The sequence below is a fragment of the candidate division KSB1 bacterium genome (assembly GCA_016214895.1).
GTDB lineage: Bacteria > Electryoneota > RPQS01 > RPQS01 > RPQS01 > JACRMR01.
The window spans coordinates 93,231-113,134 of the sequence record JACRMR010000008.1; the positions used below are offsets into that span (position 1 = coordinate 93,231).

Here is a 19,904-nt window from a genome sequence, read left to right on the forward strand (position 1 = left end):
ATTTGGTGAAGGACAAATTACCGTAGCTCGATTGAGTACAAATCTTCACAAATCCGCGCGGACGGCGGTAGTTGCGCTGGGCGGCAACGCGATCTCCAGCCCCAATGAACCGGATACCATCGCGAATCAGTTTCGGCACACGCGCTCCGCGTTGACCGGTGTTGTCGAATTGGTGCGGCGTGGCTATCACTTGGCGATCACGCACGGCAACGGGCCCCAGGTTGGCAACGCTTTACTGCGGGTTGAGCTTTCCAAGACCCGGGCGCCGATTCTGCCGCTCGGTGTGATCGTCGCGGACACTGAAGGCGGAATGGGCTACATGATCGAGCAGTGTTTACAGAACGTGCTGCTTCGCGCAGGACTCCAGCCCGAGGTCGTAACGATTGTTACGCAGGTGCTCGTCGAGCCGAAGGATCCGGCATTTTCCAACCCCACAAAGTACATTGGGCAATTCTACAGCGAGGGCGAAGCGCATCGACTCGCGGACGCGGAAGGATGGTCGATCAAGCGCGACGGCGATCGCGGCTGGCGTCGAGTGGTCGGAAGTCCGCGGCCGCTGAAGATTTTGAACGGTCATCGCATCAGACAGCTCGTGGAAAGTGGGACCATCGTGATCGCGGCCGGCGGCGGCGGGATTCCGGTCTATCCGGAGGCAGATGGCTGGCTGGAAGGTGCGGACGCCGTGATCGACAAGGATCGCGCTTCGGCGGTTCTGGCACGCGATATCGGGGCGCAGGAGCTCTTCATTCTGACGGATGCCGAATACGTGTCTCTGAACTTCGGCAAGCCGGACCAACGCGACCTGAAGTCACTGCGCGCCGGCGAGGCAGCCAACTACCTGCGCGACGGGCACTTCCCGGCGGGGAGCATGGGTCCGAAGGTCGAGGCGGCGCTGAACTTTTTGGAAACGGGCGGGCAGCGCGTGGTGATCTGCGCGCTCTCACGCTTAATCGAAAGCATGGATGGCAAGAGTGGAACGACCATTCTGCCGGATTAGCATAGGCGTTCACGGTTGAACGCGGAAAATCGATTATGAACATACACGAACATCAAGGCAAAGAGATTCTGCGGAAGTACGGAGTGCCTGTCCCGCGCGGGGCGGTGGCATTCTCGGTTGAGGAAGCGCTCGCGGCGGCGAGGGGTTTAGGCGGCTATCCGGTGGTTGTCAAGGCTCAGATTCACGCCGGTGGCCGGGGCAAGGGCGGGGGCGTGAAGCTGGCCAAGAGCGAAGTCGAGGTCAAAGAACTGGCCGGGAAGATTCTTGGAATGCAACTGGTTACGCATCAGACCGGTCCGGCCGGAAAGAAGGTGGGGCGGTTGCTGGTCGAAGAAGGCATGAACATCGCGCGGGAGCTGTACGCCAGCATCTTATTGGATCGTTCGACATCGCGCAATGTGTTCATGGTGTCCACCGCGGGCGGCATGGACATCGAAGCGGTGGCCGCGACGACTCCGGAGCAGATCGTGAAGGTGAGCATCGATCCGCAAACGGGGTTTCGGCCGCATCACGCTCGCCGGTTGGGCTTTGCGCTGGGGTTGACGGGCGACGCCTACAAGTCCGGGGCGAAGTGTTTTGACGCGCTGTACAAGGCGTATGTGGCGAGTGATTGCAGCCTGCTCGAGATCAATCCGTTGATTGTCACGGGAGATCATCGCGTGATTGCGCTTGATGCAAAAGTGAACTTTGACGACAACGCGCTCTACCGGCATCCGGACTACGCGGATCTGCGCGATCTGTCGGAAGAGGCCCCGGCCGAGATTGAAGCGTCGAAGGCGGATCTGAACTATGTGAAACTTGACGGCAATGTGGGTTGCATGGTGAACGGCGCGGGATTGGCGATGGCGACGATGGACATTATCAAGCTGCACGGCGGCGAACCGGCCAATTTCCTTGATGTGGGCGGCGGGGCGAACGCGCAGACCGTGGCGTCGGGCTTTCGGATCATTCTGTCGGACCCGAACGTCAAGGCAGTACTGGTGAACATTTTCGGTGGCATCGTTCGTTGTGACCGAGTGGCAGGCGGAGTGATAGACGCCGCGAGGGAAACCCACATTGCCGTACCGATCGTGGTCCGGTTGGAGGGGACGAACGCCGACGTCGCCGGTCAGATGCTGCAGGATTCAGGGTTGAGCTTCGTGGTCGCGAAGGGGCTGACGGATGCAGCGAAGAAAGCCGTTAGCGCGGCGACAGGAACCTCGAGGTAGCGAAACAAAAAATGGCGATCTTACTTACCGAACAGACGAAAGTCATCGTGCAGGGTATCACCGGGTCGGAAGGCACTTTCCACGCCGGACAGATGCTCGAATACAATACGAAGGTAGTGGGCGGAGTCACGCCGGGGAAGGGCGGTCAGCAGTGGGAGGGCAAGCTTCCCATTTTCAACACGGTGGGCGACGCCGTAGGCGCGACGGGCGCAAATGCGACGGTGATTTTTGTGCCACCGGCGTTTGCGGCGGATGCGATCCTTGAGGCGATCGATGCCGGGATCGGCTTGATTGTGACGATCACCGAGGGGATTCCGGTGCAGGATATGGTGACAGTGAAGCAGGCGTTGCGCACGTCCGCGAGCCGAATGGTCGGTCCGAACTGCCCGGGTGTTATTACTCCCGGAGTGGGCAAGATCGGGATCATGCCGGCGTTCATTCACAAAGCCGGACGCTGCGGGTTAATCAGCCGCTCGGGCACGCTGACCTACGAGGCGGTGAAGCAACTGAGCGATCACGACATTGGTCAGTCCACGTGCATTGGTATCGGCGGCGACCCGGTGAATGGCTCGAGTTTCACCGATATTCTGCGGCTGTTCAATGCGGACCCGAATACGGACGCGGTTGTCATGATCGGCGAGATCGGTGGCAGCGCCGAAGAGGAAGCTGCGGAGTACGTGACCAGTGAATTCAAGAAGCCGGTCGTAGGATTCATCGCGGGCCAGACCGCACCTCCGGGACGCAGAATGGGTCACGCGGGGGCAATCATCGCGGGGGGCAAGGGTACGGCGAAGGAGAAGGTCGCGGCGATGCGGCGGGCGGGGATCCATGTCGTGGATTCTCCGGCGGACATGGGATCGACTATGGAACAAGCGTTGGCCAAGATGTAAACCACTGGAGTATCATTTCGGCAGGATGGAAAAGACTCTGATGATCATCAAGCCCGACGCGGTGGCCGCCAAACATATTGGCGACATCGTGGCCCGGGTCGAACGAGAAGGGTTCGCGGTTACCGGACTTCGCTATCTGCGACTCACGCGCGAGCAGGCCGAGTCATTTTACGCGATTCACCGCGAGCGGCCGTTCTTCAGCGCGTTGGTCGCGTACATGACCAGCGGGCCCGTGGTGGCAGGACGTCTGGAGCGGGAGGGCGCTGTCGAGCATTGGCGCAGAGTAATTGGAGCGACGGACCCGCAGAAAGCTGACGCCGGTACGATCCGCAAGCTTTACGGAACGAACATTGAAGCGAATGCCGTTCACGGATCAGACTCGAGCGAGAACGGTCAAATTGAAACTGATTTTTTTTTCGCATAGTGGACGGTACTTCCTGTGACACATGAAGGCGCGCCATTCAACACGGCGTGCCTTCTGCGCTTCAGGCCGGGTCGGGGTCGGCTTGACTATCCCCCCAAAAGTTCGTATCTTACATAGTTTCAATGAGCGAGATCACGGTGTCAAGGCGGGCCGGACTGCGAAAGCCGAATCCGCCGGCGATCCTCTCGGGTTGCCTTGCGCTGGTCGCGACCGCGCCGTTCGTGACGCACTGGGCTGGATTTACGATACTGTTAATAATGGTTTTAGCGGCCTCTGTGTTGGCAGGGGTCGAGACTCGGAAACTGGCCCGTTCCCTGTTCCGTATGTGGCCATTCCTGGTGTTTGCGCTCGCGATTCAGGTGCTATCAACGGCGATCGCCCCTCCCGATGCTACCGGGTCAACCGGCACCCTGCATGCGGGCGTCGCGGCGGGAGTATTGCTCGTGGCGCGGCTGTCGTGCGTGGTGATGAGCAGCGCGCTCGTGTTGATGGCGTACCCGGCCGACGAATACGGGCGGTGGCTGTCACGGACGAGGTTCGGCGGGCACCGGATGAAGCGGAAGCTCTCGCAGCTTGGACTCGTCGTGACGATGGCGCTGGGATTCGTGCCGACCTTGCGCGGCGAATTCGGCCGGATTCGGCTGGCTTGGGAATGCCGGGGCGTCGCGACCGGACATGGACGGGTCGGCAGATTGCGAGCGCTCCAGAAGATGTTGTTTCCGCTTCTTGTATCCGCGTTCCGACGAGCCGATCAGACGTCGCTGGCACTGCAAGCCCGTGGCTATGATCCAAATGTACTGCGCACGCATATGCGGGACTTGCGCGCAGGCGCCTGGGATTGGATCGAGGCGATTGTCATCGTAACGTCCTGTGTGGCCGCGCTGATGATTTAGTGGGGACAGCATGATATACGCGGCGCGTCCAAAGTGGAATTACCGACTCGATCTTGAATACGACGGCACGGATTTCTCGGGTTGGCAGTGGCAGGACGGTGAACGCACGGTCCAAGGATGCGTGGAAGACGCGGTCGCTCGGTTGTATTCCGCTGGCATCAGGGTCTCAGCCGCCGGTCGTACGGATGCCGGGGTACATGCGACGGGTCAAGTCGCGGGGTTTAGAACTGATGTTGAGCGAGAACCGGCGACGGCGGTTCGTGCGCTGAATTCTCACCTGCCGCCGGATATGCGGATTTTGTCGGTCAGCAAGGCCGAATCGGATTGGCACCCGCGGTTCAGCGCAAAGTGGCGAAGTTACGAATATTGTATCTCCAAGTCGCCCCGATCGATCGGGCGGGCGTATAGTTGGTACCTGCCCCGGGTCTTGAATGTAGAGAGAATGAATGAGGCGGCCGGTTATTTGCGGGGATCTCATAGTTTCAGAGCGTTCGCGCACGAATCTCCGGCCGAAAAGCACTATTTGTCGGACGTTTATCGCATCGATTGGGAAGAAGATGATAATAATTATGTGTTTAGGATCGCGGCGAATCGCTTTTTGCACGGGATGGTAAGGCTGCTTGTCGGAACCTTTGCGAACGTAGGTCGTGGAAAGATTGGCCCGGAGTCGGTGACGGAAATCCTGAACTCGCATGATGTTCGGAACTCCGGAATGAAAGTTCCGGCCGCCGGATTAGTCCTGACGGGTGTGGGCTATGCGCCGTGGGTGCCAACGATTCATACGCGATCATAATCGGGGAACGACAACGTGTCTCGCTTTATCAATTTTTTCGCCATCGGACTCATTGCCGGACTGCTGATCTTTTATCAGTATTATCGCAACAAAGCTCTGGAGACGGCGATTGCTGAACTGCGGGAGCAGACGTCTGAGCAGCAAGCCGCCACCACCAGCGCGTTGCGGGCGGTGACGCCCTCGGTCAGTCGCGGCGAAGATCGCCCGGCGGAAATCCCGCCGTTCCAGAGTATCGACAGCGAGATTACCGAAAGCCGGCAGAATGCGATTACGCGCGCCATCGCGCGTTCACGTGACGCGGTTGTCGGCATTAATGTGGTTCAGGTCAAGGAAGTCGCGAACCCGTTGATGTCTTCGGATCCGATGGTTTGGATGATGTTTGACGAGCGTCTTTTTCCGCGCACGATCAAGAAGAAGGTTCACAACCTCGGTTCCGGCTTCGTCATCAGCTCCGATGGGTACATTGTCACGAATCAACACGTCGTCGCGGACGCCGCCGAAGTGGTCGTCTCGACGACGGGCGGCAAGAAGTACGATGCGAAGATCGTCGGCACGGACCCGCTCCTGGACATGGCGTTGTTGAAGATCGAGGCCAGCGGTTTGCCCAGCATCCCGCTGGGTGACAGCGAGAACGCGATCGTAGGCGAATGGGCGCTTGCGATCGGCAACCCTTACGGGTTGTTCGACGTGAACGATCAGCCGTCGGTATCCGTCGGAGTGATTTCCGCGCTGCATCGTGATTTTGAAAGTCCGATCGATGGCCGGTTGTACACCGACATGATCCAAACCGACGCCTCGATCAACCACGGCAACTCCGGCGGTCCGTTGATCAACGCGGAGGGCATCGCCATGGGTATGAACACGTTGATTTTCTCGGAATCCGGCGGTTCGGTCGGGGTGGGCTTTGCGATTCCCGCGCACAGAATTCTGGCGGCGATCAATGATTTGCGAAGTGGCGGCGTCAATCGTGAGTTCTGGGTCGGCCTTCGCGCGCAAAACGTATCGCCGATCCGCGCCCGGCTGAACGGCATGGATTCACTCCAGGGTGCGGTGGTGACGATGGTTGAACGCAACAGTCCGGCGGCGAAGGCCGGGATTCAGATCGAGGACATCATTCTGGAGATCAACGGGCGCAAGATTGTCGATGCCGTGGCGGCCGGCGACTTTTTCAAGAATACGGACTTGCGCGTGGGCGACCGCATTGGCTTCAAGATTTCGCGGCGCGGCAAGCTCTTGCAGATTCCGCTGATTTTGGCGGCGTTGCCGAACAGCGAAGCACGGGGTATGTAGCCGATGATCGAGCGGTATTCGCGCGAGCCCATGGCCAGGTTGTGGACGGAGCGCTATCGATACGAGTGCTGGTGGCAGGTGGAGTTGGCGGCGCTTGAGGCGCGGGCCGATCGCGGCGAAGTGGCGCACGAGGCGTTGGAGCGAATTCGGGCGACCGCGGACTTCTCGATTGAGGAGATTCATCAGATCGAGGCGGAGGTTCAGCATGACGTAATCGCGTTCCTGACGTCGATTGCCAACCACGTTGGACCGGAGTCCCGCTATGTTCACCTGGGGCTGACCTCGTCGGACGTCGTCGATACCGCGTTCGCACTGCAAATTCGGGACGCTTCCCACCTGATCATCGAAGACATCGCGGCGGTGCGTGTGATCTTGCAGCGGCTGGCCCGAGATCATCGTCGCACACCGACGGTGGGGCGGACCCACGGCATGCACGCGGAACCCACGGTGTTCGGACTGAAGTTCGCGTTGTGGGACGATGAATTCGGCCGTCACGAATCCCGGATCGCACAGACGCTGGAACGCGTGCTGGTTGGCAAGTTGTCCGGCGCGGTCGGCAACTTCGGTCACACCGATCCCGCGCTCGAAGAAGCGGTGATGGGTCGGCTCGGCTTGGGCGTGGCCGCGGTCAGCACGCAGATTGTCGGTCGTGAGCGCCATGCGGAACTCCTGAATCTGCACGCATTGATTGCGGCGTCAATTGAGAAGATCGCGACCGAGATTCGGCATCTGCAACGGACGGAAGTCGGTGAAGCCTACGAGCCGTTCGGTCGCAAGCAGAAGGGATCGTCGGCGATGCCGCACAAGCGCAATCCGATTTTGTGTGAGCGTCTGTGCGGGATCTCGCGGCTGATGCGGGGCTACGCTTTGGTGGGCTTGGAAAATATCGCGCTCTGGCATGAGCGGGACATCTCGCATTCGTCGGCGGAGCGCGTGGTGTTCCCCGACGCGTTCATTGGTTTGGACTACATGCTGCATCTGCTGATTCGGGTGTTGGACGGCCTTGACATTCGGCCCGAGCGAATGCGGCAGAACCTGGAGTTGACCGGCGGCGCGTTGGCTTCGGAGCGCATATTGTTGGCGTTGACGGAGGCCGGCTGGACGCGCGAGCGCGCCTACCAGCACGTGCAAGCGGCGGCGCTATTCGCCGAGCAGAACGGCGCGCCGATGCGTCAGCAGATTTCCGCGGATGCGGAGGTCGTCGCCGCCCTGGGGCCGGAAGCGCTTGCTGAATTGCTGGTTGTTGAGCCGCGCTACGACATGGCGGATCTCGTTTATCGCCGGTTGGGATTGTTGGACTAAAGAGCTGGGTACGGTCTAATTGGGAGCCGAATTTGGAGAAAAGGGATCTGCTTTTTGAGGGAAGTTCCAAACGGCTGTACAGTACGGACCGTGAGAACCTTGCCGTTTTGGAATATACCGACGATTTCATCATTCAGCCGAACGGCAGCCGGACGATCGTGCCGGGCAAGGGTGAAGTCAATCTCGGCATCGCGACGTTTCTGTTCCAATATCTCGAGAACTACCATGTGCCGACGCATTTTGTCGAGCGCATCGGAAAGAACGACATGCTGGTGCGGCGGCTGAAGATGATTCCGATCGAGGTCGTCGTTTACAACGCGATCTCCTCACGGCTGGCGCAGCGGTTCAAGCTTGAGGACGGACATCAGATTGACTTCCCGATCATCGAGTATTTTCTGAAGTCCCCGCGACTGGGAAATCCGATGATCAATGAGACGCACGCGCTGGCGCTGGGCTATGCGAAGCCGGACGACATGCGCGCGATGGGCCGCATGGCGTCGAAGGCGAACGCGATCCTGAAGTCGTTGTTCGAGCGTCGGGGCTTGCAGCTGATCGAGTTTAAGCTCGAATTCGGCATGAGCGGCGAGAATATCTATATCGGTGACGAGATCTCGCCCGATACGAGCCGCTATTTCGACCGCAAGCGGAATCGCCGATTGGAGCGGGAAAAGTACATTCAGGACCTCGCGAGCGTGGAGAAGGTTTATCGCGAGTTGTACGATCGCCTGACGCGCGCCGTATAGCTCGAATCTGGAGCGTAAGTCAAGTGAGATTTGCCTCTGAGGCCTGGCCGCTGGTCATGCCGCCGCTGCTGGTCGGCATTCTGCTGATCGTGTTGAGTCGCGCCGTCGGCAGCGCGAATTCGGCGATCTGGGGGGCGGTGGCTTTGGTGCTGGCGGTTTCGGTCTTGCTATTCTTCCGTGATCCGACTCGCACGAGTCCGGGGAATTCCCGGGCGGTCGTGGCGCCGGCCGATGGGAAGGTGATCGTCGCGGAGGCACTTGCGGACGGTCGTCAGCATGTGGCGATCTTTCTCTCGATTTTTGACGTGCACGTCAATCGGGTACCTTACGGCGGCACGGTTGCGCGGATCGTCATGCAGCCCGGGAAATATTTCCACGCCGGCAGTCCGGCGGCCGCGGAAGGCAACGCTCGTTGCGAGGTTGAGACGACCACGGATCAAGGCACGGTATCATGGCGACAGGTCTCGGGACTTGTGGCGCGCAAGATATCCTGCCGCATTCGTGCAGGGGATGCCGTCCGCACGGGGGATCGTTTCGGCCTGATCTACTTCGGGTCGCGGATGGACGTGTACATGCCGGCGCATGCTCGGATCGCCGTGCAGGCCGGAGCACGTGTGTACGCCGGCGCGACCGTAATTGCTGAGTTTCCAAATGAGGAGAAGCCATGAAGAAATGGCCTGCCAATATCATGACCGCGGGAAACCTGTTTTGCGGTTTTTTCGCGATCATCGCGGCGTTTGACGGACATCCGCAGATTTCCGCGTGGTTGATACTGTTTGCCGCGGTACTTGACGCCTTTGACGGCAAGGCCGCGCGGCTGTTCGGCGGCGGATCGAAGTTCGGGATTCAATTTGATTCCATGGCCGACATGGTCTCATTTGGCGTCGCACCGGCGGCGCTGATCTACGCCGCGGCGTTCAATGATCTCGGCATTGCCGGGTTGATCGTCGCCTTTGTTCCGGCGCTGGCGGTGGCGGTTCGCCTGGCGCGATTCAACGTTTCCACCTCCGGCGGTCATCACGACTTCATCGGTTTGAGTTCGCCGTTACATGCCTGCCTGATCGCCTCCTTTGTGGTGATGAGTTTCAGTCGTTGGGACGCGATCATGGATTCTAACGTGCTGGCCGGGCTGGTCCTCACGACTTGCGCCCTGATGATCAGTCGACTGCCACTGCCGGGCTTGCCGCGCTTTACTCTGCGTGAGCCGGGCTACAATTTGGTCAAGGTGTCGTTCTTGTTGGTATGCCTGGGCTTCATGGTGATCAACCCGCCGCAGAACACGTTTCCGGCGTTGGCGGTGCTGGTGGTCGGCGCGTTTGCCGTCGCCGGCGCGAAGTCGATTGCCGGGCGCCATCGCGGAGCGCGGGACGGTGCGTTAGAGGATGATCTGGATGCCGAACCGGTTCCCGTGCATCGAGGTCGGCGATGAAAGCCAGAGTTTACGTCACGTACAAGGATGGAGTGCTGGATCCGCAGGGGCAGACGGTCTGTCGTTTTCTGCAATCGCACGGTGAAGAGCGAGTTCGCGATGTCCGCATCGGGAAGTACATTGAGTTTGAAGTCGAGGACCGTCCACATGACGAGCTTGAGCGCATGCTGATCGACATCAGCGACAAACTGTTGGCAAATCCCGTCATCGAATCTTACCGGGTCGAGCTGCCGTGACTTGGGCAGTGGTTACGTTTCCGGGCTCGAATTGCGACCGCGACTCCTGGCATGCGCTCGGCGACGTGCTTGGTTTTGATGTCAAGCCGGTGTTCCACAAAACGACGACTTTGCCGCCATGTGACGCGGTGGTAATTCCTGGCGGTTTTTCTTACGGCGACTACCTGCGCTGCGGCGCATTGGCCAAACTCTCACCGATTATGCCCGCGATTCGGGCTTTCGCGGACGGCGGCGGACTTGTGGTCGGCATCTGCAATGGCTTTCAGATTCTCTGCGAAGCGGGACTCCTCCCCGGCGCCCTGGTTCGGAATTCGCACTTGCGGTTTGTTTCGCGCTTGGTGAGCCTGCGCGTGGAGCGCGCGGACACGGCATTCACCGGGGGATATGCCGCGGGCGATTTGATCGATCTTCCCATCGCACACGGCGAGGGTAACTACGTCGCCGATGCCGCGACTATCGTTGAATTGGAACGCGAGCATCGCATCTTATTTCGCTACACCGGTCCGGTACGTAGTGACGTACCCGACGGAAATCCCAACGGCAGCACCAATGCCATCGCGGGCATCATGAATCGCCGCGGCAATGTCATGGGCATGATGCCGCATCCGGAACGCGCGACCGATCCGCTGATTTCGCGCCCGGATGGCGCCAACGTGTTTCATTCCATGGCAGCCTGGGCCGGGCTGCACCCGCGTTTGCAATCTTAGGCTCACCCTCACTCCCGGGCACCCCGTGAACCTCGGCGGCTCCGAACTATTCCTTGTATTGCTGGTGATGCTGCTGCTGTTCGGCGGCAAGCGTTTGCCGGAGCTGGCGCGAAACCTCGGGCGCGGACTCGCCGAATTCCGGCGCGCCACGCAGTCGATACAGCGCGACATCAGCTCGTCGATTGATGAGGTCGCGCGACCGGGAACTCCGCAGCAGTACAAGCCAGCTTCCACTGAAACTTCCTCCCCCCGGATCACCCCGTATGCCAACCCCGCTGCCGAGCCACGCCCAGCTCCGGAGCCACCCCGCAGCGATTCCTGAGGCGGTTGAGACCTCGCTGCGTCTGGCACGGGCGGGAGCACACCTCAACGCGTTTATCCACCTTCTGGAGGAGCGCGCGCGTCGGCAGGCAGTCGAGGTGCGCGATGCCTTGTTGCGGGGTGACGACTTGCCGCTGGGCGGATGGTTGATCGCCGTCAAGGACAATATTGCGATTCGCGGGACGCGCCTTACATGTGCATCAAGAATCCTTGATGGATTCGAGAGTATCTTCACCGCAACCGCAATTGAACGGCTGGAACGTGCCGGTGCGATTCTGATCGGCAAGACGAATCTTGATGAGTTTGCGATGGGGTCATCCACCGAGAATTCTGCTTTCGGAGCGGCGCGGCATCCGCGTTGTCCGGAGTGCGTCCCGGGCGGATCGTCAGGCGGCAGCGCGATCGCTGTGTCAGCCGGTTGGGTGCATGCGGGGCTGGGGAGTGATACGGGCGGCAGCGTTCGCCAACCCGCCGCTTTTTGCGGAGTTGTGGGGCTGAAGCCGACCTATGGCCGTGTGAGTCGCTATGGACTCGTGGCATTTGGATCATCCCTCGATCAGATTTCGCCGTTCACAAGTACGTGTGCCGACGCGCAGTTGATCCTGCGTGAGATGGCAGGCGTTGACGAGAGAGACTCGAGCAGCTCGCCGGAGCCGGTGGACCGCGATCAGATTCATGCGACTGAAGTCGGTCCGCGACTGCGCGTCGGACTCGCGCGGGAGTATTTCTCGGACGCGCTCAACTCGGAGATTGGAGCTCGAATTCGCGAAGTCGTCCACCAGCTTCGCGAGCGCGGGCACACGGTAACCGAGGTCTCGTTACCGCATACGGAGTACGCCATACCGGTTTACTATATTCTGGCGACGGCGGAGGCGAGTTCGAATTTGGCCCGCTTTGACGGGGTTCGCTACGGATTCCGACATGCTGACGGTGGGACCCTGCTCGATCTCTACGAGCGGACCCGCGGGGCGGGGTTTGGACCGGAAGTGCGCCGCCGCATCATGATGGGTACGTATGTGCTTTCCGAAGGCTATTACGACGCCTACTACAAGAAGGCGCAGCGCGTACGGCGGCTGATCGTCGATGATTTCAAGCGGGCGTTTGCCGATGTCGATGTGGTCATCAGTCCGACGACGCCGACGACGGCGTTCAAGATCGGCGAGCGTGCGGACGATCCCGTCGCCATGTATCTGTCCGACGTGTTTACCGTGCCGACGAACCTCGCGGGGATTCCCGCGGTGAGTGTGCCCGTGGGCGAGGACTCGCAGGGCTTGCCGATTGGGTTGCAAATTCAGGGTCCGCACTTCGCGGAGCGGCGGATTCTGACGTTGGGCGCCGAGATCGAAGCGTTGGGTTGGGGCGCGGCATGAGTTGGGAAGTTGTCGTCGGTCTCGAGATCCACGCGCAATTGGTCACGCGTACGAAAGCCTTCTGTCGTTGTCCGAATCAGTATGGCGCCGCGCCGAACACGTTGGTGTGTCCGACGTGTCTGGGCATGCCGGGCGCCCTGCCCGTGCTGAATGAGGAGGTGGTGTCGCAGGCGACAAAGCTGGCGCTGGCGCTGGGCGCGACGGTTCACCCGCATTCCAAGTTCGACCGCAAGAACTACTTCTATCCGGACCTGCCGAAGGGCTACCAAATCTCGCAATACGACGAGCCGTTTAGTACCGGTGGATTTGTTGAATTCGAGCTGGGCGGTGAGACAAAGCGCATTCGGGTCACCCGTGCCCACATCGAAGAGGACGCCGGCAAGTCGCAGCATCTTGCGGACGGGACCACGGTGGTGGACATGAATCGCTGCGGAGTTCCGTTGGTCGAGATCGTCAGTGAGCCCGAGCTGAGATCGCCGGCCGAAGCCGGAGCCTATGTGCGGACGGTCCGTGATTGGTTGCGCGCGATCAACGTCTGCGACGGCAACATGGAGCAAGGCTCCCTGCGTTGCGATGCCAACATCTCGGTCCGCCGAGCGGGGGAGCTCGACTTCAATGAGCGACGCGAAGTCAAGAACTTGAATTCGATCTCGAATCTCGAGCAGGTGATTGTCGCAGAGTCCGAGTGGCAGATCAAGCGGTACGAAGCGGGCGAGACCGTGAAGCGGATGACGTTGCTCTGGGACGAGGGAGCGGAAATCGCGCGGGAGATGCGCCGTAAGGAGGGATCTGACGATTACCGCTACTTCCCGGAGCCGGATCTTCCCGAGCTTACGCTTGACGCGCAGTACATTGAGGGCGTACGGGCCAGTATGTGGCTGACGCCGCGCGAGCTTAAAGCGGAGTTGATGGCCGTACACGGGTGGAATCGCGAGCAGGTGCAGTACCTGTTTTCCAGCGCCGGTCATGTACCCTATGTGCGAGAATTAGTGCAGGACTTCGGCGCTGACCCGAAAAGCGTGGCCAGCTTCTACGCGACGGTCGCCTCGGGTATCATGAACGAGCGGGGCTGGTCGCCGGCGGAGTTCAGTCAGCAAGTTCCGGCCGCGAGTTTCGCGAAGGTCATCAGTTACCAACTCGATCGGACGATTTCATTCACCGGCGCGTCGGCGGTAATCAAGGAGATCGCCGATACCGGAGCAGAGCCTGACGCCATCATTAGCGCACGCGGCTTGCGGCAAATCTCGGACCGCGGAGTGCTGCGCCAGATCGTCGAACAGGTGCTGGAGCAGAATCCTGACGCGGTGCTCAAGCACAAGCCCGGCGAGGACAAACTGGTGAAATTCCTTGTCGGGCGGGTGATTCAGGCGACGAACAAGAGCGCGAATCCCGCGGTCGCCACAGAATTAGTACGCGAACTTCTCGATAGCAGGAAGGCGAATTAGACTCCCCCTCAAGCAACAGCAAATTCCGTGCAGCTTGTCTCCCTCTCCATTTCCGGTTTTAAGTCCTTTGCGCGTCCGACAACGCTGACGTTCGCCGCGGGCATCACGGCCATCGTCGGTCCCAACGGCTGCGGGAAGTCCAATGTGGTGGACGCGCTCCGCTGGGTCATGGGCGAGCAGCGCACGTCGGTTTTGCGCGGCGACCGGATGGAGAACGTCATCTTCAACGGGACGGTCAATCGCAAGGCGACGGGCATCGCGGAAGTGAAAATCGTGCTCAACAACGAGAACGGTTTCCTCAGCTCGCCGTTTACCGAAGTCGAGATCGCCCGGCGGCTGTATCGCGACGGAACAAGCGAGTACTTGTTGAACAGTCACGAATGCCGACTCAAAGATGTCACGGATCTATTGCATGACAGCGGCATGGGTCCGAATCTCTATACCATTCTCGAGCTGAAGATGGTGGAGGAGATACTGCGGGAGGACGGCGAGGGACGCCGCTCGATGTTCGAAGAGGCCGCCGGGGTCGCCAAATACAAGATTCGCCGCCGTCAAGCGCAGGCGAAGTTGAAGCAAACCGACGAAGACCTGCTCCGCCTCGCGGACATCCTTACGGAGGTAGAGCGCCACGTCGGGTCGCTGAAACGGCAAGCCATCCGCGCCCGCAAGTACGCCGAACTGGCGGGGCAATTGAAAAGCCTCGAAACCGCGAATCTCTGGCACAGCTATCAACGGTTGGTGACCGACGTGACGCCCCTCGAGCATGCGGTGCGCGACTCCACGGCGCTGTCTGATTCCGTCAAGGCGGCGTTGAGACTGGAAGAGGCGCGGCTGATCGAGTATCGCACGGCCGAGATTGAAGCCGACAAGGAAGCGTCCGCGCGCCGGAGCGATCTGGCCGCCGTGGTTCAGGACATTTCGCGAATCGAGAGTGATGCGGCGGCGCTGCGGGCGCGCGAACAATCTTGTCAGGAGCTGATCGAGCGGTCCGATCGCGAGCGGATTCTCCTGGATCAGAAGCGCGAACTCGTGGTCTTGCGACAGCAGGAACAGGCGGGGCAAAGCGAGCGACAGGAGACGGAGCGACAGCGCGCGGAAACGCTGGTGCAGACGGTGGACGCGGAATTCGATGTCGCCGCGGCTCAGCTTCGCGATGTCGAGGCGCAGGCGCGCTCGCATCAGGAATATGTCAGTGGCCTGCGCCACAAGTTGTCGGAAATTCAACGGGCATACGCCCAGGCATCGGCGCATCATGCCGCGCTGGTGAGCCGCGGCGAAATGTTGCGGCGCGACGGCATGACGATTCTCGAGCAGCGGGCCGCGTTGGGCATCCAACTTGAGGCCGCGGAAGCGGACGGGGCGAAGTCCGAATCCGAAGTCGAGCAGGCGCAAGCCCGCGTTCGGGCCTTGGAGGCTGAGCGCTCACGGCACCAGCAGGAGCTTGCCGAACTCGAAGAGCGAGTTCGCAATCAGAACTCAATGTTGGACGCGACCTCCTCGAAACTTGATCTGCTATCGACGCTGGCGGACAAAGGGCCGCGTGCTGAGGCGCGTATTCGTGTACTGCGCGATCGGCAAATTGCGGGTGTTGTGAATCTCCTCGGCGACACCGTTGAGGTGGCGGAACCCTATCGCCGGGCATTTCAGGCCGTCTTGGGTCCGGCGGCGTACTATCATCTCACGGGGAGCGCAGAAGCGGCGTTGCGCGCAGCTGACGTCCTGCGGCTCGAGCAGGCCGGGCAGGGCACATTTATTTCGCTCGCGGAGTTCACGCGGTCCGAAGAGCAGTTGATCGACCCGCCGGCGGGCGCGATCGGAACGGCGCTGAGCTTGTTGAACGGCGGAGTGGAGTCGGCCGTGCTGCGTCATTACCTCGGTCGTGTCGTCATTGTCGAGCACTGGGAACACGCGCTGCATTTATCGGATTGGGCGCGCGCCCATCGCGCCACGGTGGTCGCGCTCGACGGGCAGTGGATCTCCGGACTCGGCATCTATCATCTGGGCTCGGAAGAATCGCGCACTCCGGTGGACATCGGACTCGCTCCGCAGGTCCGCGAGTTGACTGAGCAGCTCGATCGTCAACGGGCCGAACTCGACGCATCGCGCGCATTGCTGCGGACCATGCGTGCCGGGTTGGCCGAGCTGGAGCAAGGGATCCTCGGCGCGAAACGGACGCTCGTTGATCTTGAATCCGCACGCGCCGGTGTGCGCGAGCACAAGGTCAAGACCGAGACGTTACTGAGCTCGCTCGCCGAGCGCGAGGTCGCGATCGAGGCACGGCTTAGGGAACTTGACGCCGAGACCGCACACGCTACATCGCAGGAATCCGAATTCACCGTCGCGGTGCAGGCCGCCGAAGCGAGCGTCACGACCGGCGAATCGTCCGGCGGCGATGTATCCTTGCGGCTGGCGACGGCTCAACAGAATCTGACCGCCACGCGCGAGCGCAAGCACGAAGCGGAGCGCCGCCGCGACGCGGCGCGGCATCAAGTCGAATTGACGCGTGCCGAGATCACGCGCATCGAACAGACGCTGGACGAGATTGGCGAGAGCCTGGTCCAGGCGACGGCAAATCGGGCGCAGGGGGAATCGGACCTGGTGGGGATTCGGGCGCGCTTGCAGGAAATCGATGGGCAATTGCTCGCGAAATGGAAGCAGCGCGACCACTGGACGGCGGTCATCGATACCGCGTCTGCGCGCGTGGAGGAGCTACGCGGTCGCACATCGGCGCAGGAGGAGCGGCTGCGCACCCTGCGCCAGACGCACGATGCCGAGCTGGAAGGTGAACGCAAGATCGAGTTGGAGATCGCGCGGCTGCGCGGCGAGCTCGACGCTTTGCTATCCTCGGCCAGCTCGCTCCATGGTCTCGACTTGACCGCGCCGGATTTTGTCGAGCAACATCCGGAAGTCACGGCGGAATCCACGGGCGAGCAGGTGCAGGAATTGCGGGAGCGGATCGAGCGCCTGGGTCCGGTCAACCTGATGGCGATCGAAGAATTCGAGACGGAGAACACTCGTTTGGATTCGATGCTCGTCCAGCGCGAAGACCTCTTGAAGGCGAAACGGACGATTGAAGAGACGATTCAGCGAATTAATGAGACGGCGCAGGCGCAGTTCCTCCACACGTTCGAGGCGGTCCGCGCGCACTTCCAGCGGCTCTTCCAGGAGTTCTTCCCGGCCGGTGAAGCGGATTTGGTACTGAGCGGTCAGGATCTGCTCGATGCCGATATCACTCTGTGGGCCAATCCGTCCGGCAAGCGCCTGAAATCGCTGTCGCTCATGTCGGGCGGAGAAAAGACCATGACGGCGATCGCGTTGCTGTTTGCCCTGTATCAGGTCAAGCCGTCCCCGTTTTGTGTCTTTGACGAAGTGGACGCGCCGCTCGACGACGCGAATATTGACCGGTTCAATCGGGTGATTCGCATGCACGCGGAGACGACGCAGTTCATTCTGATCACACATAATCGGCGGACCATGGAGATTGCCGACAATCTCTACGGGGTCACCATGGAGGAAGAAGGCGTTTCCAAGCTCGTCTCCGTGCGCCTCTTGCCTTCGGCAGTGGCGTCATAGCCACGAACAGGAGGAGAACGTCAGCATGCGCGTGCGTTACTGGATACTGGGATGTGTTGTCGCGTGCACCATGGGCTTGCGGTCCGCTCACGGCGGTTATACGATGGACCTCGACTACGCTTCGTTTCGCACAAATGACTCCCTGAGCTTCGTCGAGATTTATGCGGCGGTTCAGAAGTCCGCGCTGCTCGGTGAAATCGTGGGCGACTCGGTCAGCTCCGATTTCGATGTGGTGGTAGAGTTGATCAGCGGTACCGAAGCCGTCCTGTCCGACACGTTCAGCGGAACGTATCAGTGTCCCGTTTCGGACACGCTGGAGTCCGGGAGCTTTTTTCCGCACGTGTTTCGCTACTATCTGCGCCCGGGCCGGTATCAGGTCCGGGCGACTCTCTATCAAGGGGCGTGGCGGCCGCGCGAAACGATCACCGACGAGATTGACGTCAAGGCCCTGTCGGGTACGGAACTGGTACTGTCCGATATCGAACTCGGATGTCGTTTCGAAGTTGATACGGTCCATTCATCCTCTTACATTAAGAACAGCGTGCACATGCTGCCGAACGCGACCGGCTTCTACGGCGAGCGTGTGCCGATGTTGTATTACTACGCGGAAGCCTACGGCCTCGACTACGATCCGCAGCTGCCGGATTCTTACGTCGTCAGTCGCCGGGTGATACGGGCGGATGATGGCCGCGAACTGATGGCTTCGCGCAAAGTCAACCGCGCGGGCGGGACGGCCGGCGTGATCGTTGACGGATTCCCGGTGGCGACATTGCGCACGGCGGCCTACGAACTGGAGCTCGTGGTCCAGTCCTTTCGCAGCGGCCGGGTAGCGGTGAGCAACAAGCGATTCTGGATTTTCCGGGAAGCCGATTTCGCCGGCGGGCGGACGCCGGAGCTTGATGAAACCATGCGCCAGCGGTTTCTCGCCAGCGAACCCAGCATCCTCGATGTGATCGCTCCGGACAGCGCTTTGGACCTCATGAAATACGTGCTGTCCAAGGAGGAGCTGGCGCGCGTGCGTCGCTTGAATGAAAGCGGACAACGCGAGTTTCTCCGGACTTATTGGGTGAATCGCGAAGCCAATGAACCGAATGCCGCGAACAAGTACTTCGCTCGCGTTACAGAGACCAACGCCAGGTTTGGGATTCTGCACCGTGCGGGATGGAAAACCGATCGCGGCCGGGTTTTCATTCAGCACGGCGAACCTGATGCGGTGGATCGAAACTACATGGGCGCGGCGGAGTTGAACACGGAAATCTGGCAATATGATCGCCTCGAGGGCGGGGCAATATTCGTGTTCGTGGATTTCAACGAATACGGCGATATGGAGTTGGTTCACAGTACCTTGCGGGGTGAAGTGTACAATCCCGACTGGAAGCGAACGGTGGTCACCGGGCGGCGGATTCCGGCGGGCGCCGACGCCACGCGATAGATGGGGTCACTCGTGACGGTCACCGGCCTGGGCAAGGATTTCGCGGATTCCCTCGGCGAAGTCGTCCGTGCTTGCCGCGACCTCAGTTTCGAGGCTGCCCCCGGCGAGGTGTTCGGACTGCTCGGCACGAATGGAGCGGGGAAGACCACCGCGCTGCGAATGCTGTCGACCCTGCTGACTCCGACCCATGGCGACGCGGTGCTCGCCGGTCACAGCGTTGTTACTGGACCGGAACAAGTCCGCAAGTCGATTGGTTTCATGACCGCGGACACTGGCGTGTACGGTCGGTTGACGGCGCGGGAAATGATCGAGTACTTTGGTCGGTTGCACGCTTTGTCAGACGCGCGGATCAGCGCGCGCATCGATGTGATTGCCGATGCGCTGGACATGCGGGACTTCCTCGGGCGTCGTTGCGACAAGCTGTCCACGGGTCAGAAGCAGCGGGTGAACATTGCGCGCACGATTGTTCATGACCCCGGGATTCTGGTCTTTGATGAACCGACCGCCGGACTGGACATTCTTGCCGCGGCGCAGATCGTGCGGTTTATTCGCGATTCGCGGGACGCGGGCAAGTGCATCATTTTCTCGACGCACATTATGCGCGAAGCCGAGAAGTTGTGTGATCGCATCCTGATTCTGCATCGCGGACAGGTGTGTGCGGGGGGAACGCTCGGTGAACTTCGTGCTCAGTTTGGAAAGAACGACCTTGAGGACATCTTTCTTGAGGCAATTGGCGAATCCGTGTTGACGTGAACAGACCGCGGCTGGCCCCGACTTTGCCGAGATCGGAGTCAGCGCGCGCGGTCTCGGGCCAAGCAGCGCAGTAACTTCGCAACCCATGGCCTTCGACA

Annotated in this window: 19 protein-coding genes; all 19 read left to right on the forward strand. The window is 60.6% G+C overall.

The window, feature by feature from the left end; all coding sequences use genetic code 11:
- Window positions 1–31: 31 nt before the first annotated feature.
- The 19 genes from arcC (at window position 32) to HZB60_05150 (ending at window position 19,806) form a co-directional block, all read left to right on the forward strand.
- On the forward strand, window positions 32–997 hold the full coding sequence (gene arcC, locus HZB60_05060; protein ID MBI5059137.1) for a carbamate kinase: 966 nt from the start codon (window positions 32–34) through the stop codon (window positions 995–997).
- Window positions 998–1,032: 35 nt separating this feature from the next.
- Window positions 1,033–2,205 (forward strand): ADP-forming succinate--CoA ligase subunit beta, encoded by a 1,173-nt coding sequence (gene sucC, locus HZB60_05065; GenBank protein MBI5059138.1) that lies wholly within the window; start codon window positions 1,033–1,035, stop codon window positions 2,203–2,205.
- Window positions 2,206–2,216: 11 nt separating this feature from the next.
- A complete protein-coding gene (gene sucD, locus HZB60_05070) occupies window positions 2,217–3,095 on the forward strand; it encodes a succinate--CoA ligase subunit alpha (protein MBI5059139.1) in 879 nt (292 codons plus the stop codon).
- A 25-nt stretch (window positions 3,096–3,120) separates the two neighbouring features.
- The gene (gene ndk, locus HZB60_05075) at window positions 3,121–3,519 is read left to right on the forward strand and encodes a nucleoside-diphosphate kinase (protein ID MBI5059140.1); all 399 of its coding nucleotides are present in this window, start codon (window positions 3,121–3,123) and stop codon (window positions 3,517–3,519) included.
- Window positions 3,520–3,641: 122 nt separating this feature from the next.
- Complete coding sequence (locus HZB60_05080) at window positions 3,642–4,412, forward strand: energy-coupling factor transporter transmembrane protein EcfT (GenBank protein ID MBI5059141.1); 771 nt, start codon at window positions 3,642–3,644, stop codon at window positions 4,410–4,412.
- A 10-nt stretch (window positions 4,413–4,422) separates the two neighbouring features.
- Entirely contained in the window at window positions 4,423–5,205 is a 783-nt protein-coding gene (truA, locus tag HZB60_05085) for a tRNA pseudouridine(38-40) synthase TruA (protein ID MBI5059142.1), read from the forward strand.
- Between the two features lie 15 nt (window positions 5,206–5,220).
- Complete coding sequence (locus tag HZB60_05090; GenBank protein ID MBI5059143.1) at window positions 5,221–6,495, forward strand: trypsin-like peptidase domain-containing protein; 1,275 nt, start codon at window positions 5,221–5,223, stop codon at window positions 6,493–6,495.
- A gap of 3 nt (window positions 6,496–6,498) precedes the next feature.
- Window positions 6,499–7,797 carry an adenylosuccinate lyase gene (locus HZB60_05095; protein MBI5059144.1) on the forward strand — a complete coding sequence of 433 codons (1,299 nt, stop codon included), beginning with the start codon at window positions 6,499–6,501 and terminating at the stop codon, window positions 7,795–7,797.
- A 32-nt stretch (window positions 7,798–7,829) separates the two neighbouring features.
- Window positions 7,830–8,540, forward strand: coding sequence for a phosphoribosylaminoimidazolesuccinocarboxamide synthase (locus HZB60_05100; protein ID MBI5059145.1), 711 nt, complete (start codon window positions 7,830–7,832; stop codon window positions 8,538–8,540).
- Between the two features lie 23 nt (window positions 8,541–8,563).
- Window positions 8,564–9,208 carry a phosphatidylserine decarboxylase family protein gene (locus HZB60_05105; protein MBI5059146.1) on the forward strand — a complete coding sequence of 215 codons (645 nt, stop codon included), beginning with the start codon at window positions 8,564–8,566 and terminating at the stop codon, window positions 9,206–9,208.
- Window positions 9,205–9,969 carry a CDP-diacylglycerol--serine O-phosphatidyltransferase gene (gene pssA, locus HZB60_05110; GenBank protein ID MBI5059147.1) on the forward strand — a complete coding sequence of 255 codons (765 nt, stop codon included), beginning with the start codon at window positions 9,205–9,207 and terminating at the stop codon, window positions 9,967–9,969. The genes HZB60_05105 and pssA overlap by 4 nt, the downstream gene beginning before the upstream one ends.
- Window positions 9,966–10,205: a phosphoribosylformylglycinamidine synthase subunit PurS gene (gene purS / locus HZB60_05115; GenBank protein MBI5059148.1), complete on the forward strand. Its 240-nt coding sequence runs from the start codon at window positions 9,966–9,968 to the stop codon at window positions 10,203–10,205. Before pssA ends, purS begins: the two co-directional genes overlap by 4 nt.
- A complete protein-coding gene (gene purQ / locus HZB60_05120; protein ID MBI5059149.1) occupies window positions 10,202–10,912 on the forward strand; it encodes a phosphoribosylformylglycinamidine synthase subunit PurQ in 711 nt (236 codons plus the stop codon). Before purS ends, purQ begins: the two co-directional genes overlap by 4 nt.
- Entirely contained in the window at window positions 10,848–11,234 is a 387-nt protein-coding gene (locus HZB60_05125) for a twin-arginine translocase TatA/TatE family subunit (protein MBI5059150.1), read from the forward strand. The genes purQ and HZB60_05125 overlap by 65 nt, the downstream gene beginning before the upstream one ends.
- Window positions 11,176–12,603: an Asp-tRNA(Asn)/Glu-tRNA(Gln) amidotransferase subunit GatA gene (gene gatA / locus HZB60_05130; GenBank protein ID MBI5059151.1), complete on the forward strand. Its 1,428-nt coding sequence runs from the start codon at window positions 11,176–11,178 to the stop codon at window positions 12,601–12,603. Before HZB60_05125 ends, gatA begins: the two co-directional genes overlap by 59 nt.
- The gene (gene gatB, locus HZB60_05135; GenBank protein MBI5059152.1) at window positions 12,600–14,048 is read left to right on the forward strand and encodes an Asp-tRNA(Asn)/Glu-tRNA(Gln) amidotransferase subunit GatB; all 1,449 of its coding nucleotides are present in this window, start codon (window positions 12,600–12,602) and stop codon (window positions 14,046–14,048) included. The genes gatA and gatB overlap by 4 nt, the downstream gene beginning before the upstream one ends.
- A gap of 27 nt (window positions 14,049–14,075) precedes the next feature.
- Window positions 14,076–17,621, forward strand: a complete 3,546-nt coding sequence (gene smc / locus HZB60_05140) for a chromosome segregation protein SMC (protein ID MBI5059153.1) — start codon at window positions 14,076–14,078, stop codon at window positions 17,619–17,621.
- A 25-nt stretch (window positions 17,622–17,646) separates the two neighbouring features.
- A complete protein-coding gene (locus HZB60_05145) occupies window positions 17,647–19,053 on the forward strand; it encodes a GWxTD domain-containing protein (GenBank protein ID MBI5059154.1) in 1,407 nt (468 codons plus the stop codon).
- A complete protein-coding gene (locus HZB60_05150) occupies window positions 19,054–19,806 on the forward strand; it encodes an ATP-binding cassette domain-containing protein (GenBank protein MBI5059155.1) in 753 nt (250 codons plus the stop codon).
- Window positions 19,807–19,904: the final 98 nt, after the last annotated feature.